The sequence below is a fragment of the Krasilnikovia sp. M28-CT-15 genome, assembly GCF_047159595.1.
Taxonomy (GTDB): Bacteria; Actinomycetota; Actinomycetes; order Mycobacteriales; family Micromonosporaceae; genus Actinoplanes.
On the sequence record NZ_BAAGAK010000001.1, the window covers coordinates 6,667,246 to 6,681,973 of the forward strand.

Below are 14,728 nucleotides of genomic sequence, written 5' to 3' on the forward strand. Positions count from 1 at the left end.
TATGACTGACATGGACACCCCCCGCCCCTTCACCGTTCTCATCTCCGCCGCCGGACGGCGCGTGAGCCTGATGACCTCGATGCGCGAGGCGATGGCAGCGGCCGGGATCACCGGCCGGGTCATCGCCTGCGACCGGACCGAGCTGGCCGCCGCCATGCACACCGCCGACGCCCGGTTCATCGTGCCGTCGTGTGGTGACCCGGCATTCGCCGACGCGGTCACGGAACTGTGCGAGAAGGAACGGGTCGACCTGGTCGTCCCCACCATCGATCCGGAACTACCGATCTGGGCCCGGCTGCGCGGCGCGCTGGGCGCGGCCGGCACGACCGTCGCCGTCTCCTCACCCGCCACCATCGGCATCGCCTCCGACAAGGGGCTGACCAACCGGCACTGCGCCGCCGCCGGGATCCCGGTGCCCCGGCAGGCCGGCTTCGCCGCGGTCGCCGCGTCCCGCGCCGGCTGGTCATTGCCGCTGATCGTCAAGCCGCGCGCCGGGTCGGCCGGTGCGGGCGTGCAGGTCGTCCGCGACTGGCACCACTTCGACACCATCGTCGCGGGCGGGACTCGCGACGACCTCATCGTGGAGGAGCGGCTGCCCGGCGTCGAACACACCGTCGACGTCTACGTCGACCGGTTCGGCAAGGCCCACTGTCCGGTGGTCCGCCGACGGCTGGAGGTCCGGGCCGGTGAGGTCAGCAAGGCACTCGTCGTCGACGACGAGCAGCTCGCGGCACTCGCCGTCCGGGTGGTGGAGTCGCTGCCCGGCGCCTACGGCGTCCTGAACGTGCAGATGTTCTCCGACGGCACGCAGGCCGCGGTGATAGAGATCAACGCCCGGTTCGGGGGCGGCTATCCCCTCACGTGGCGGGCCGGTGGCCGCTACAGCGAATGGCTGGTGCGCGAGGTCGCCGGCGGCGGACAACCGCCCGCCGACCCGGCCGTCGAGCATGGTCTGGCCATGCTGCGGTGGGACACCGAGGTGTTCGTCAATGTCTGACGAGCGCCCGCCCACGTGGACCGTCGTCCTCGACGTGGACGACACGCTCTACCTCGAACGCGACTACGTGGCCAGCGGGTTCACCGCCCTGGAGCCGGTCGTCCGGGACACCTTCGGCCGGGACGGATTCGCCGCCTCGGCGTGGCGGTTGTTCGTGTCCGGGCATCGCGGCAACATCTTCGATCTCGCGCTGACCGACCTCGACGTCTCCTACACGCCCGGCCAGATGGCGCAGCTCGTCTCGGCCTACCGCTGCCACAGTCCCCGAATTTCGCTGTTGCCCGACTCGCGTGAGGCGTTGGATCATCTCCGCCGGCACGGGGCACGGATCGCAGTGATCACGGACGGGCCCGAGGCGAGTCAGAGCGCCAAGGTGGCCGCGCTCGGGCTACGCGACCACACCGACGTCGTCATCCTGACCGACACGTACGGTCCGGGCTTCGGCAAGCCCCATCCCCGCTCCTATCTCGACGTCGTCGCCCGGACGAGGACCGACCGGTACGTCTACGCGGCGGACAATCCGCGCAAGGACTTCGCCGCGCCCGCCGCGCTGGACTGGACGACCGTCCGGATCCGCAGGCCCGGCGGCCTGCACGAGGCACTGCCCCACGGGACCGACGTCCAGCACGTCGTCCCGGACCTGCTGGCGATGCTCGAGCGCGTACCGGTAACCGGAGAACATCCCGCGCACTGCTAGGCGCCGGCCACGCCCGGCCCGCCACCGGGCCTCCCTCGCCGCGGCAGGAGGCCCAGACATCCATTCGGGAAAGAGAGAGGTCACCTTGAAGGTCGTCGTTACCGGAGGTGCCGGGTTCATCGGCGCGAACCTGTGCCGGGAGCTGGCCGAACGTCCCGGCGTCCAGCAGGTCGTCGCCCTGGACAACCTGAGCACCGGCGCTGCCGAGAACCTCGCGGACATCAACGCCGAGCTGGTCGTCGGGAGCATCCTCGACCGCTCGCTGCTACAGGACGTCGTCGACGGCGCGGATGCCGTCGTGCACCTCGCCGCACGACCGTCCGTGCCGCGCTCGGTGGCGGACCCCGTCGCCAGCCACGAAGCCAACGCCACGGGCACCCTCTACGTCCTCGAGGCGTGCCGCAGGGACGGGATCCCGGTCGTCGCCGCGTCGTCCTCCTCGGTCTACGGCCCCACCCCCGAACTGCCCAAGCACGAAGGCATGGCCACCCGCCCGCAGAGCCCGTACGCCGCCGGCAAGCTGGCCGCCGAGTCGTACGTCCTGGCGCATGGGGCCACGTACGGCATGCGCACGCTCGCCCTGCGGTTCTTCAACGTCTACGGTCCGCTGCAGTCGGTCGGGCACGCGTACGCCGCGGTGATCCCCGCCTTCGTCGACGCGGCGCTGCGGCGCCAGCCGCTGCGCGTGCACGGTGACGGGCAGCAGACCCGCGACTTCACGTACGTGGGGTCCGTGGTCCGGGTGATCGCCGACGCGGTCGAGCGCGGTGTGCACCACGACCGGCCGGTGAACCTCGCGTTCGGGAGCAGGACGTCGTTGCTCGGCCTCATCCGCAAGATCGAGTCGATCGTCGGGTACGACCTGGAGACCGTGTTCGAGGCGTCCCGGCCGGGGGATGTGCGGGACTCGCAGGCTGCTGATGTGCAGCTGCGCACGCTGTTCCCGGGGCGGGAGCCGATGTCGCTGGATGACGGGCTGGCCCAGACGGTCGCGTGGTACCGGGCGGCGATGCGCAAACCCGAATCTCAGGTCAGCGGCATGGTCGCCTGACCCACGACAGTCCCGCCACATTGTCCTATTCGATCAGGAGAGAAGACGCATGATCAGCGGAAGGCGCTCGCTGCGCCGCATGGGGCTGTACGTGTTCGCGCGGGTCAATCCCGGAGACATCCACATCAGGCACCATCACACCGGCGAGCGGATTCGCCTGCACTCGTTCCGCCACAAGGGCTACTGGTACCACGGCCGGCAAAGGGAGCGGGACGTCATGGCTGCCTTCAGCCGGCTCGTCCGGCCCGGCGACCGCGTCCTCGAAGCCGGGGGGCACATCGGCTACATCACGCTCTATTTCGCCAAGCTGGTGGGTCCGACCGGCACAGTGGCGGTGTTCGAGCCGGGCAACAACAACCTGCCGTACCTTCGCGCCAACGTCGCCGACCAGCCCACCATCACGGTGCATCCCGTCGCGTTGGGCAGCGAGTCTGGCGACCTGGAGCTCTACCTCGAGGACCTGACGGGCCAGAACAACTCCCTGGTCCCGGACTTCGACGTGTTGAGCGCCAACCAGGGCAACGCGGTGCACGCAACGGTCACGAGGCAGCCGGTGACGGTTACGACGATCGACGAACACGTGGCCGCGACCGGCGCGGTGCCTGACTTCATCAAGATTGACATCGAGGGGTTCGAGTACGAGGCGCTACTCGGCGCAGCCGACACGCTCGAACGGCACCACCCTCGAATGATGGTCGAAGTGCAGGCGCACCACACGGAGATTACCGAAAGGCTGCACGGCCTCGGCTACCGGTTCTACGGCGCCAACGGCGCGCCGCTGGATGTGATCCCGCAGGGCATGGAGAACATCTTCTGCCTGCCCGCCGACATGCCATGGCCCAGCTGAGGGCCGGGCACCGCTGGGGCGGCGGGCACGCCCTGAGGAAGGACTTTCGGTACGTGCATGGCCGAAGGCCCTGCGGGATCGTGCGGCGTCAGAGGATGCGATCTGATGGCTTCGTGCCTGGCGCTTAGGTCCTGACTCTCCGAGGTGTCCAGATTGCCTTGTCCATCACCGCGTCCGTGGTCTGTACGGATTGCCGCTGCTCGGCAACCGCGGGCAGGTGGGACCACAGGGCAACGGTGATCCACGCAGCTGGCGACAACTCCCAGAACCCGGTGAGCCAGATCGGCAGCCAGGCCAGCACGAGCAGAGCGGCAAGGTGCCGCCACCGACGGTTGGTCCGGAAAGGGAGAAGAGCGGTAACGAAGATCGCCGCATAGAGCGCGATCCCGACCAGGCCGACATCGACGCCCAGGGTCAGGATCAGGTTGTGTGCGCCGATCTGCATCGGATTGACGGTAGGGAATATGTGCGGCCCAAGCCCGTCAAACGGATGATCAGCTATCGCTTGGCGGGCATAGGGCCAGACCAGCAGCCGCCCGGACAACTCCCCGGTGTCACGGTCGAGGTAATCGTCCATCCACGACAGGTCGACGCGGTCGAACATGCCGGCCGCGACCGTGATCAGAATGGCCGGCACGGCCAGCGAGATCACTCTCCACGCGGCCCGGCTGGCGAGCCGGCGCACCACCAGATAGATCACGGCGACGACCACTGCGAGCACGGCAGCCCGGGTGTCCGTGCGGGCAATGGCGTACGCCATGGCGCTGGCGACTCCGACAGCACACACCATGCGCCTGCGTGACCGACGCGTGACGGTTGCCGCGGCGAGGGTCACCACGACTGCGGTTACCAGGGCGTATGCCGCGTAGTTGATATTCACTGTGTCAATGACCGGCCGGAAGTCGGTCGTCTCATCGGGCGCCTGGCTGATGGCCTTCCACGCAACGTACAGGCTTCCGCCGATGAAGGTGACCGCGACGGACATCCACCTCTTCCGGTCGGTGGCCACCTGCCTACAGGCGATGAACAAGGCCAAGGCCGCGATGTACCGGTCCGCCGCACGAATACCGTGGCCAGTTCCGCTGTCGATGGAGGAAGCTATCGCCCATAGTGCGAGTCCAATAGCCAGCAGGTCCGGCGTTCCGAGCTTCGGCAGCTGGCCGCTGAGCACGAATGTCAGCACCGCGAGAGCGAGCCCATACTGCAGCACCACGTCCGGGTTACTGGGCGCGAGGGCGGCCGCAACGTGAATCGGAATCAAGCGCACGGGCCATGGCCAGAGGACGGAGTTACTCTCGCGAATCACCCAGATTGCCACAATGGCTACCAAGCCCACGATTGTTGCGATCATCGCGGCGGAGCCGCCGAGTGCCACCCACGACAAGGCGCCTGCGGCGAGGACCCCGGCGCCGAAGGTTGCGGCATCGGTACGGAAGCGTGTCACGAGCAGTCCGATTCACCGGACCGATGACGGGGGTTGAGGGCTGCCCACGTCAGTCCGGTAAGCCCGCGAACCGCCACGCACTCAACGGCGTCGATCTCGGCGTCGTTACGGCCCCGGCTGTTTGGCCGACCCCGAGCGAGGTAGGTCGATGCCGGTCTCGGTAGGCGAATCCGGCGCAACCCTCAGTCAGAGTGACGCCGCCGGTGGAGCTGTCATCGCCATCGTGTCCACGTGAAGCCTGGCGCCGGCTTTACCTGCCCGGCTCGCACGCACCTCCCTGCGCATCCGCCCGGCCAGGGAGAGCAGCGCCGTCGTCACGAACGCGACGAGGGACGGCCGGCCCTGCCCGATCTGGTTGTTGGCCGGGACGAACGCGATGAAGAGGGCCAGTTGGCAGAGCAAGGACAGTGACAGCATTCGCCGCCGGTAGACGGCGTCGCGCCACATCTTCGCGAGGAACCATCCCGCGATGCCCATGAACAGAACTGCGCCCGGGTAGGTCAGGTCGGACGCCAGCCAGGGGTAGATGGTCGACCAGAACATGCCGTCCGGCCACCCGCTGAGGCGTTCTGTGCGGGCGGTGTAGCGGTTGGCCACCTGGTTGTCTCCACCGGTGTACTGATGCCAGTAGCTGCCGATCGCCATCGAACTGCCCAGGCCGTACGTCCACTGAAAGGGCGTCTCCAGGTTGTAGGCAAGGCCCAGGTAGCCGTGGACCGGGTAGGAGAGGGATAGCGTCAGCCCTCTCGCCGCGCTCTCGGGGAGAACGGCAGCGATGATCGGGTTGGGCGGAAAGTTCGATTCCTGATTCTGGGATTGGAGACGGTCCACTTGGTTGAAGCACATGTACCCGACGAAGGCCGTCACGACGAGGGCCACGGCGGTCTTCTGGCCGCGGGTGAATGGCTTCGGGTCCGTGGTCGAGGTGTCGGCGCGGTCGGCGGCGCGCTTGGCGGCGTAGCTGACGACCCAGAAGATGACGAGGTCCCCGAGACCCTTCTGGGTACCGATGGCGATGTAGTAGGCCGCGTAGATGCCGATGCCCAGAAGGACCAGCCATCTGATCGCCAGCGTGAGCCGCTGCCAGTGGAAGACCGCCAGCGGGATCAGCAGCGGGTACAGGCCGGCCGTCAGGGTCAGCACCTGAATGACTGGCGAGTTGGGAGCATTCTCGGCCTGGAGCCGGTTGAAGTACGCCTCGCCAGGATGAACCAGCGCGTTCAGGATTGCCAAGGGGTTGGTCACGCCGGAGATCTGCAGGTAGGTGCCGCCGAGCGCCAGAAAATAGAGGGCGCATACCACGATCAGCGCGATCGGCGCCTTGCCGATCGGCGAGGCTGGCTTGATCGGCGGACCGAAGCTCACGTTGAGGGCGTAGCCCAGGCAGAAGACCACGATCGTCGCCGCGATGAACGCGGTCAGGTAGAACAGGTCCGGCACCTCCGCCGACCGGCCGATCACCAGGAATGCCACGTAGGTCCCGGCGAGATACCAGACGGCCACCCGGCGCGCACGGAACTGGAGCGGATCCCGCCAGGACGATGCGAGCGCGGTCGGAAAGGTCACTGCGGACATGTCTGGCCCCGATCTACTGAACGCGAGTATCGGAACCGGCCGACGGGCCGCGGCAGTCCGATTTGTCTGCCTCCGCCACGTACCTCAACGCCGCCAATCGTGATCATGTAACGGTCCCATGGACATTCAGTCGACCCCATCCGAGGTAGGTCGACGCCGGCATGGCGGGCGGCCTGTGCCGAGGCCTCCGCTGCGGATCCCTCGGCCACCCGTCCGGGTTCGGTTCGGCTGCCGCAAGGCGTGACCGATGGACGCTCGACGAAGTTGTATGTGTGCGGCGCCCGCGGATACCGGACTGACGCGGGTCGCCATCAGACCGGTAGTCGGTCCGGTGGATTGAGCTGACATTGCCCATCACCCCATGGATGCGCTCTCCTGGTCGAGCCGAACGGACGCCTGCGCAGTGCCGACGCATGGCCAGCCATCCTGTGCTCACCAGCCTCACGGCCGCCTGATTCAGACCGCTAGCCAAGGATGTCGACACGGATTCGCGGCCACGCCCGTGGGCGAGCGCACATCCGTAGATCGGCGTCTCCACCGCGCGGCTGATCGGCCAGCGCCGCGCAATACGGAAGGAGAACGGTCACCGGATGTCGAAGATATTGCTCCTTACTGACTACAGGGGTTCTTTCTACTCGACGATCGGCACGCAACGAAGCCTGTGCACGATGGACGTGCCGCAGATGTCCCAGTCGTTCGCCGATGCGGGAATCGAGGTCGAGGTGCAGTCCTTTTCCGACGTGCGCCTCGATCGGAGGTACGAAGGCACCGCTGTCCTTTACACGTCATCCGAGGACTGCGGGCTGCTGTACAAGAGCTACATCGAGGACATCGTCCTCTCGCTTGAGGGGTTGGGTGCACGAACGATCCCCTCGTACACATACCTGCGCGCCCACCACAACAAGTGCATGATGGAGGCGCTGAGATATCAATTGTTTCCGGAATCAGCGAGCGTGCTTGACAGCCGGTGTTACGGCACGTTCGAGGAGCTGGCCGCAGCGGACTTGGGCGACCGGTGGCCCAAGGTGCTGAAATCGGCCTACGGCGCCGGGTCCAATTCCGTGGTCAAGGCCGAGAACCGGGAACAGCTCCTCAAGTTCGCGCGGCGCCTCAGCAGGACCTACTCCCTAGGTGACACGATTCGGGAGTACCGCAGAAGGATTCTGTGGAAGGGATACCACAAGAGATCCCTCAATCGAAACAAGCTGATCATCCAGAATCTGGTCCCCGAGCTCGAGGGGGACTATAAGGTTCTGCGCTACGGGACGAGATTTTACGTCCTATATCGACGGAACCGGCCCAACGACTTTCGGGCGAGCGGCAGCGGCCTGTTCACGTTCGATCTGCCCGGACGGCCCGACGTCGACGATCTGCTGGAGTACTCTCGGCGCGCCGCGGAGACGATCGGCACACCCATCGTCTCCCTGGACATCGGCTTCGATGGCGAGAATTTCCATCTCTTGGAATTCCAATGCCTGAACTTCGGAACGCTGACGGCGGAGGAGTCTCCACACTATTACACGAGGACGGACTCCGGCTGGACCGCGGTGCCTGAGCGCTGCAACCTCGAATCCGGCTTCTGCGAGTCCATTTTGGATCATCTCCAGCAGGGAAGCTTCACGTGAAGCGGATCTTCCTGTTGGCGATGTGTCGGTTTCCGCACGGCGACGCACCGGCAAACCGGGTGCTTGCACTGGCGAAGTCGCTGGCGGCGGCGGGCTACGCCCCGTTCGTCATTGGGAACGGCGTTCGGGTTGGCTTGCCGGAAGGTGACGAGGTCCACGGTATTCCGTTCAGCACGATTCGACGTCGCAAGGACTCGTTTCTCGCCAGGTTACGTAACCGGATCTTTCCCACGCTTGCGTTCGCACGCCAGGCACGCCGCCAGGGAGTCGCCGATGCGGACTGCGTCTATGTCACGCTCGGAACACTCACGCTGGGACTGAAGGTCCTCTGTCGATTCGTCTGGCGAAAACCGTTGATCGTCGACTGCATGGAGTGGTTCGAGGCATCACAGTTCACGTTGCGCCGCCTGTCTCCGACTTACCTCCACTTCATGTTCAAGTTCCGAGTCCTCTGCCGGACCGGACACGTCGTCGGGATAAGCTCTCTCCTCTGTAGGGAATTCACCCGGCGCGGCTGCTCAGTGTTGTATCTGCCACCTCAGGTGGACCTCGACCAGTTCCCCACCGATCGCGCCGCACCCGCATCAGGCAGAATCGAGCTCTTCTATGGCGGGACGGCATCCAGGAAGGATCACATCGGAACAGCATTGGAGGGCCTCCGGGCACTGTCGGCCGATGAGCGCCGCCGGGTACGGCTGACACTCGCGGGACCGAGCATGGCTGAGCTCGCATCCTCGGTCAGCGGGGGTGCGCGGGCGTTGGACGAGATGGCTGATTCGCTGAGGGTCGTCGGCCGGATCAGCCGCGACGAGGTCCTGGGTCACCTCTCCCGGTCGCACTTCAGCATCCTGCTGCGGCCCCCGACCCGGTATGCAATGGCGGGATTTCCATCCAAGATCCCCGAAAGCCTCGCCGCGGGAACGCCGCCAATACTCAACCTCACCAGCGATCTTGGATCGTTTCTCCGCGACGGGGACAACTGCATCGTCGTGGAGGACTGCTCGCCGGAGGCGTTCGCACGCGGGCTTCGCCGAGCCATCGCGCTGTCCGCCGACGATCTCGTTCGTCTCAGTCGAAACGCGCGTGCCTGCGCGCAGTCATCCTTCGACTACCGCGCCGACCTTCCGGAGATCGGCGCGTTCATCGCGAAGACGATCGAGCTTGCGAACCAAGGAGAAGGAGTGTTGCAGCGGTGAGTCAAGAGGTCGTCACCCCCCGGAGGTCGCGGGAGAATTGCTTTGACGTCCTCCGGTTGTTTGCCGCGACGTGCGTCGTCGTTCAGCATGCCACAATCCACCTTGACGGCAAGTTCTTCTGGTACGAGGAACGGAACCATCTGTGGTTCACGGACGGCGTGCTGATGTTCTTCATCCTCAGCGGAGGCATGGTCTATCAGTCTGCCGAGCGGTGCCTGGCCGAGCAGCGGCCGTTACGGGACTACCTGCGAAACAGGGCCCTGCGCATCGCACCGGCGGTATATGCCTACCTCGCCGTGATGACTGTGCTGCTGCTCGTTTTGGGCGTGATTGGCCTGCGTGACCTCGCGGGAGCTTCGTTCCTGACGTGGTTCGCAAGTACCTTGGCGCTGGCTCCCGTCTACCACCCGGCGATCTTCCACGACTTCGGTGTAGGCGTGGTCAACGGAAGCCTGTGGACGATTCCTGTGGAGGTCGGGTTCTACCTGCTGGTTCCGATCCTGGTTGTGTCCAGTCGACGGTGGGGATTCCGCCGGATGATCACTGTCGTCATTCTGGCCGCGCTGTCAGGGGCGATCGCCTACGCCATCCTCGGCGGTGCGTCTGCCACGAACTTCGGCGTGAAGATGTTCGGCGTGACGTTCGTTCCGTGGTTGATCTATTTCACCATTGGGCTCGTCATGAACCGGGTCTGGCGCCGCCTGCCCCAGCACGCGTTGCTCGCCGTGAGCTGCGGCTTGGTCTACGCGGTATGCACCTCTGTACGAGGATCGCTGGACGCACCCTGGTCGGAGCTTCTCACGCTCGTCTCGGCCATCCCCCTCGCGTACACGACCTTCTGGATCGGCCATCACGGGCCCCGTGCACTGGCGGCAACTACCCGCCGCGTCGGCGACCTCAGCTTCGGCGTCTACATCTGGCACATGCCGGTCATCAACGCGATGATCTGGTTCGGGCTGTCTCGTGCCGATCTTGGAGGCACCGGCGCTGTCCTGACGGCGCTGGCTGTGACCCTGCTCCTCGCGGCGATTTCCTGGCACGCCATTGAGAAGACGGCACTCAGGTTCAAACGCTATGACTCGCGACGTGTTCTGCCGGAATCCTCGATGCCTTCAACGAGTCCGGCCCTCGCAACCCCTACTCATCAAAGGTAGGAGGCTGGGGCGACATCGAACCCGCCCGGTGGCGCCGGGGCAGACGGCCAGAGGTCAGTCGCTTCTGCGGCGGGTCGAGCAAACCCGCCGCGGACGTGTCCGATGCCTGCTCGTGAAGACTGGTGATGCGTCTACGGCTGCCGGACTGCCCAGGTTCCGGTAACAGTCCGGTGGAACGAGTCAGATGGTGACGTCTCGCAGGAGTTGTGCGAATCGCGCCGAGACCGCGGCACGGTGGTGATGTTGGCGAGCATAGCGATAGCCGTTGGCGCCCAAGACCTCCCGAAGGGCCGAGTCGTGGCAGAGGCGCCGAACCTGCGAGGACAGTGTTTCCGGATCGCGTCTGCCGACCAGGACCCCGGCACCGGCGGATTGAATGTGCAGCATCGAGGCGAGGTGGGGAGGACCGTAGCCCAGGATGGGCCGGCCAGCTGCCATGTACTGCGGAATCTTCGTGGACAGGGACAGCCGGGCGTACCGTGCGAACGCCTCGTCGAAGGACTCGACGTGCACGAGAATGTCGGCGGCCTGTAGGGCGTCCGCCACCTCCGCTTGCCCGAGTGATCGCCCCAGCCGGACGGCGGGATGAGCTGACAACGCCCGGCCGTGCTTAGCCAAATCACCTGCCGGAGCGTGCACGGTCAAGGTGGCCCTCACGTCGGTCAGGTCGGCCGAGGCGAGCACGTCGGCGATGTGAAGCAGCGACTCCCACCTACCCAGATGCAAGCCGCCGACGTAGACGGCCCGCAGTTCGCCGCAAGGCAGGCCGCTATCCCGCGTCGCCGGATCCCTGAAGCCATCCTCATCAACGCAGTTCGCGAAATCGGTAAAAGGGATGCCGTACCGCCGCTGGTATTCATCCGCCATCGGTGCGCTGATGCACATTCCGCGATCTGCTCGGTCGATCACCTGGGCGAGACTGGAGGACACGGTACGACGTGCCTGTCCAAACATTTCGCCGCTCGTGTACAGGGTGGACGGCCAGTCATCCATGAAATGGGGCACCAATGACCGGCCACACATCTGCGCCACACGCGCGGCCAGCCGCATGAGCCGGACATTCCCGAGCAGCGAGTACACAACCTGGGGGCTAAAGTCCCGGAGCCATGGTGCCGTGCCTGCCGGAAGACGCACCAGGCTCAGGTCCGCTACTGCCCGCATTTCCCGGTGCACACGCGCCCGAGCGGCGCGCCGGCCACCGAGCGCGCCGGTCGACGGAACAGCGGCGGTGGTCGGCGCCGCTGAGGCGAGAGCCTTGGTCGAGCCGCCCAGCATGCGTCTGACGAAATGATCAATCGGTGCACTGCTGTCTGGCAGCCTGAGATGGGTGGCGCAGACACCCGCCTCAGGTTCCGGTCCCGTCGTGTACAGCTGGGCGAGATGGGCGGTCGGCCAGCCGTTGAACAGGTTCGACAGCGTGACGCCGGTGCCGGCGCCGGTGCCGATCGGCTCCGCGCTGACGATCAATACTCTAGGAAACGCGTGCGGCGGCACCGTATCCGTCATCCGCCATCTCCTTCCGCGTCGGCTCCACATCCGCGGAGGCGGCGCCTGCCAGCGCCCGCCGGTACCCGCGCAAGGCTGCTGGAAGCACCGTGATGAGGTAAATGAGTGCCCCGGCGTACGGGACGGCTGGCAGGCCGAAGTGTCGGGCCGCATACCACTTCACTGGGATGGAAGCTGCCAGATAGAGCGACCAGCCCAGCAGCTGCGGTCGGACTACTCCGGCCGCATTCTGCACCATGAAACAGGGGGAGATGGCCGCGAGCAGTACCCACCACACGGCCAAGCCACTGAGCAACCACTGGTCCGTGCCCAGCGAGGTGCCGAGCCACATCGACAGCAACCTGTCACCCACGCACACCAAGACCAGCGATGTCGCTGTGGCCATCAGCACCGACACGACGATCATCCGGTGGGCGGCGCGACGTACCCACGCCGTCTCCCCGCGGGCGAGGGCGTCCGCGTTCGCTGTCCAGAACGGCAGGTTGACCACGGACACCAGCAGACCGAGCTGCGCGAACAGCCGGGCCGGCACGGCGAACGCCGTGACGCTGGCCAGACCCAACGCGTGGGTGATGACCAGGGTATCCATGCTGTTGGCCACCGACATCACGATCGTCAGCGCCAGAAACAGCCCGCTGAGCTGGAGTAGGTTCCGGGCGGTCGCACGGTCGACGCATGTGATGGCCGGGCGAAGTTCCCGCATCTGGCGTTGGAAGAACCACAGCGTGTTCGCGGCATTCATCAACACCGGGGCGAACACACTCGCCGCGACCACGGCGTATGGAGCCAGGTGCAGGTGGACGGCACCGAAGGTGAGCGGGAGCGCCAGCAGGCTACCCGCCGCCTGCCAGGCGTTGCTCTGCGCGATCTGCTGATATGCGTACTGGACCCGGTTGATCAGGGACAGAGGCACGTTGATGACGAACGCAGAGACGCAGGCGAGTGCCATGGAACGTGCTTCGGTGGCCGCAGCGCTGCCGTCCGCGTTGAAGATGGAAGACCAGGGCACGATCCCGGCGCTCGACCAGAGCACGGCACACGCCACCCCGGCCAGGACTCCCAGACTCAGGTAGGCGTTGGAGACGTATCGGCGCGCGCCCCGAGTATCACCGGTCGCGTAACACGGCGCCAGCTTGGTCATCAGGCTGTTGCCGAGGCCGAGGTCCGCGAACGCCGCCATTCCGGTGAGGGCCGCGACCGCCATCCACAGGCCGTAGAGGTTCGGTCCGAGATAGTCGAGCGTGACGGGTACCAGCATCAGCGGTACCAGGATGCCGATACCCCGGGTAAGCACGGTCGTGGCTACCCCGGCGACGAGACGTCGCGCTCTGCTCGACAGGTATCCCCGTAGCTGCCAGCGACGGGGGTTGTCGGACGTAGACGTCGAGGACTCGACCGGTTCCGCCGGATGCGACGAGCGCATGAAGTCTCCAATGGCCGAGTGTGGGGGTCGGGGGCTGTTACTAAGGTCGGCGACGGTTGCCGGCTGCCCGCGCCCACAAGTCGCGATAGCGCTCGAAGCACCTTTCCAGGGAGTATTCGGCTGCGGCCTTGGCACGCGCTCGTTCACCGAGCGTCTGGCGCATCCCGGGGTCTGTGAGCAGGATGGCGAGCGCATCGCGGAGGGCGTTGGTATCGCGGGGAGGAACCAACACACCACATCCCTCGCCGAGCATCTCGCCGATCGCGCCGACGTCCGTCGCGAGCACGCATCGCCCCAGCGTCATGGCCTCCAGCACGGCGTTGGGAAATCCTTCGGTGTGGCTGGGAAGGACGAGCAACTCCGCTCCGGCCATCAGCTCGAGGATCCGGCTGTGGGGCACCTCGCCCAGAAGATCCACGGAGTCGTCCGCACCCGGCCGGGTATCGACGGAGTCGAGGTACGCCTCGTCGTACGGACCGGCAACCACGAGTCGCCACCCGGCCGACTCGACCTGGTGCCAGGCTGAGAACAGTTCCTCGACGCCCTTGGCGGGAACCACCCACCCGACGAACAGGACGTAGGGAGCTGTCGCGGACTGTCCCGCTGGCGCCGATTGGGTGGTGGCTTTGATGTCTATACAGTTCGGAATCCGGGTCACTCGATCGGGCGGCAACATGCCGCGGACGACCTGCTCCGTCCGCTGATCGATGGCAATCACGTGCTCGGACAGGCGCATCACCATTCGCAGCCCGCGCCACTCGGCGCCGCGTCGCTCGGCGACCTCCGGCATCCGCCCGAACCGTAGGTGATAGACGACCGGGATCCGAAGGAACCGAGCGAGGACGGCCAGCACCAGGTCGCGCACGATGCTGAACTGTGCCGACGTGTTGATGTGCAGAACGTCGACGTCCCTGCGCAGCGCCGCCCGGAGCAGCGCGGTCGCGCAGCTGAGGATCTGTGGCGCACCGGCCGCAAGGCGGGCCAGAGTCGAGTTCTGCTGAACCGTTCGCCAGCGCAGCGCGGTGTTGATGACGGCGAGGTCGGTGGTGTCACACGTCTCGGCGTACTGAGTGACCACGCGCGTCCAGCGGGCGATCCCGCCCGGCGGTGGCGGCAACGGGGACACCAGGGACACCTTGAGTGGTCGCTGCGCCCCATGGGCGTCGCCGCGCCGAACCCGCCGACCCGCTGAGTCTGTCAGCCGTGAATGCAT

General features: G+C 66.2%; 12 protein-coding genes. 7 read left to right on the forward strand and 5 right to left on the reverse strand.

What is annotated here, in order from left to right; genetic code table 11:
• Nucleotide 1 precedes the first annotated feature (1 nt).
• From ACMCNO_RS30530 to ACMCNO_RS30545, 4 genes are all read left to right on the forward strand, one after another.
• A complete protein-coding gene (locus ACMCNO_RS30530) occupies nt 2–997 on the forward strand; it encodes an ATP-grasp domain-containing protein (RefSeq protein ID WP_412752881.1) in 996 nt (331 codons plus the stop codon).
• Nucleotides 990–1,694 carry an HAD family hydrolase gene (locus ACMCNO_RS30535; RefSeq protein WP_412752882.1) on the forward strand — a complete coding sequence of 235 codons (705 nt, stop codon included), beginning with the start codon at nt 990–992 and terminating at the stop codon, nt 1,692–1,694. Before ACMCNO_RS30530 ends, ACMCNO_RS30535 begins: the two co-directional genes overlap by 8 nt.
• Nucleotides 1,695–1,779: 85 nt before the next feature.
• On the forward strand, nt 1,780–2,745 hold the full coding sequence (locus ACMCNO_RS30540) for an NAD-dependent epimerase/dehydratase family protein (RefSeq protein WP_412752883.1): 966 nt from the start codon (nt 1,780–1,782) through the stop codon (nt 2,743–2,745).
• Between the two features lie 49 nt (nt 2,746–2,794).
• Nucleotides 2,795–3,592: an FkbM family methyltransferase gene (locus tag ACMCNO_RS30545; RefSeq protein WP_412752884.1), complete on the forward strand. Its 798-nt coding sequence runs from the start codon at nt 2,795–2,797 to the stop codon at nt 3,590–3,592.
• A gap of 124 nt (nt 3,593–3,716) precedes the next feature.
• On the opposite strand, the gene ACMCNO_RS30550 is transcribed toward ACMCNO_RS30545, so the two are convergent.
• A complete protein-coding gene (locus tag ACMCNO_RS30550; RefSeq protein ID WP_412752885.1) occupies nt 3,717–5,036 on the reverse strand; it encodes an O-antigen ligase family protein in 1,320 nt (439 codons plus the stop codon).
• A gap of 186 nt (nt 5,037–5,222) precedes the next feature.
• On the reverse strand, nt 5,223–6,611 hold the full coding sequence (locus tag ACMCNO_RS30555) for a hypothetical protein (RefSeq protein WP_412752886.1): 1,389 nt from the start codon (nt 6,609–6,611) through the stop codon (nt 5,223–5,225).
• 668 nt (nt 6,612–7,279) lie between these two features.
• On the opposite strand from ACMCNO_RS30555, the gene ACMCNO_RS30560 reads away from it, so the two are divergent.
• Genes ACMCNO_RS30560 through ACMCNO_RS30570 form a run of 3 tightly spaced genes read left to right on the forward strand, consistent with a single transcriptional unit; the run spans nt 7,280 to nt 10,586 of the window.
• Nucleotides 7,280–8,236 (forward strand): hypothetical protein, encoded by a 957-nt coding sequence (locus ACMCNO_RS30560; RefSeq protein ID WP_412752887.1) that lies wholly within the window; start codon nt 7,280–7,282, stop codon nt 8,234–8,236.
• Complete coding sequence (locus ACMCNO_RS30565; RefSeq protein WP_412752888.1) at nt 8,233–9,432, forward strand: glycosyltransferase; 1,200 nt, start codon at nt 8,233–8,235, stop codon at nt 9,430–9,432. Before ACMCNO_RS30560 ends, ACMCNO_RS30565 begins: the two co-directional genes overlap by 4 nt.
• On the forward strand, nt 9,429–10,586 hold the full coding sequence (locus ACMCNO_RS30570; RefSeq protein WP_412752889.1) for an acyltransferase family protein: 1,158 nt from the start codon (nt 9,429–9,431) through the stop codon (nt 10,584–10,586). The genes ACMCNO_RS30565 and ACMCNO_RS30570 overlap by 4 nt, the downstream gene beginning before the upstream one ends.
• 180 nt (nt 10,587–10,766) lie before the next feature.
• On the opposite strand, the gene ACMCNO_RS30575 is transcribed toward ACMCNO_RS30570, so the two are convergent.
• From ACMCNO_RS30575 to ACMCNO_RS30585, 3 genes are read right to left on the reverse strand one after another with little or no spacing between them, the layout of a single operon-like run.
• The gene (locus ACMCNO_RS30575; RefSeq protein WP_412752890.1) at nt 10,767–12,092 is read right to left on the reverse strand and encodes a glycosyltransferase family 4 protein; all 1,326 of its coding nucleotides are present in this window, start codon (nt 12,090–12,092) and stop codon (nt 10,767–10,769) included.
• Nucleotides 12,058–13,515, reverse strand: a complete 1,458-nt coding sequence (locus ACMCNO_RS30580; protein ID WP_412753865.1) for a lipopolysaccharide biosynthesis protein — start codon at nt 13,513–13,515, stop codon at nt 12,058–12,060. Before ACMCNO_RS30580 ends, ACMCNO_RS30575 begins: the two co-directional genes overlap by 35 nt.
• Nucleotides 13,516–13,555: 40 nt before the next feature.
• Entirely contained in the window at nt 13,556–14,641 is a 1,086-nt protein-coding gene (locus ACMCNO_RS30585) for a glycosyltransferase family 4 protein (protein ID WP_412752891.1), read from the reverse strand.
• Between the last annotated feature and the right edge of the window lie 87 nt (nt 14,642–14,728).

What these genes read in the sequence shown, in the direction of transcription:
- ACMCNO_RS30530 (WP_412752881.1), top strand. Translation starts at nt 2, where the DNA reads ATGACTGACATGGACACCCCCCGCCCCTTCACCGTTCTCATCTCCGCC.
- ACMCNO_RS30535 (WP_412752882.1), top strand. Translation starts at nt 990, where the DNA reads ATGTCTGACGAGCGCCCGCCCACGTGGACCGTCGTCCTCGACGTGGAC.
- ACMCNO_RS30545 (WP_412752884.1), top strand. Translation starts at nt 2,795, where the DNA reads ATGATCAGCGGAAGGCGCTCGCTGCGCCGCATGGGGCTGTACGTGTTC.
- ACMCNO_RS30555 (WP_412752886.1), bottom strand. Translation starts at nt 6,611, where the DNA reads ATGTCCGCAGTGACCTTTCCGACCGCGCTCGCATCGTCCTGGCGGGAT.
- ACMCNO_RS30560 (WP_412752887.1), top strand. Translation starts at nt 7,280, where the DNA reads ATGGACGTGCCGCAGATGTCCCAGTCGTTCGCCGATGCGGGAATCGAG.
- ACMCNO_RS30575 (WP_412752890.1), bottom strand. Translation starts at nt 12,092, where the DNA reads ATGACGGATACGGTGCCGCCGCACGCGTTTCCTAGAGTATTGATCGTC.
- ACMCNO_RS30580 (WP_412753865.1), bottom strand. Translation starts at nt 13,515, where the DNA reads ATGCGCTCGTCGCATCCGGCGGAACCGGTCGAGTCCTCGACGTCTACG.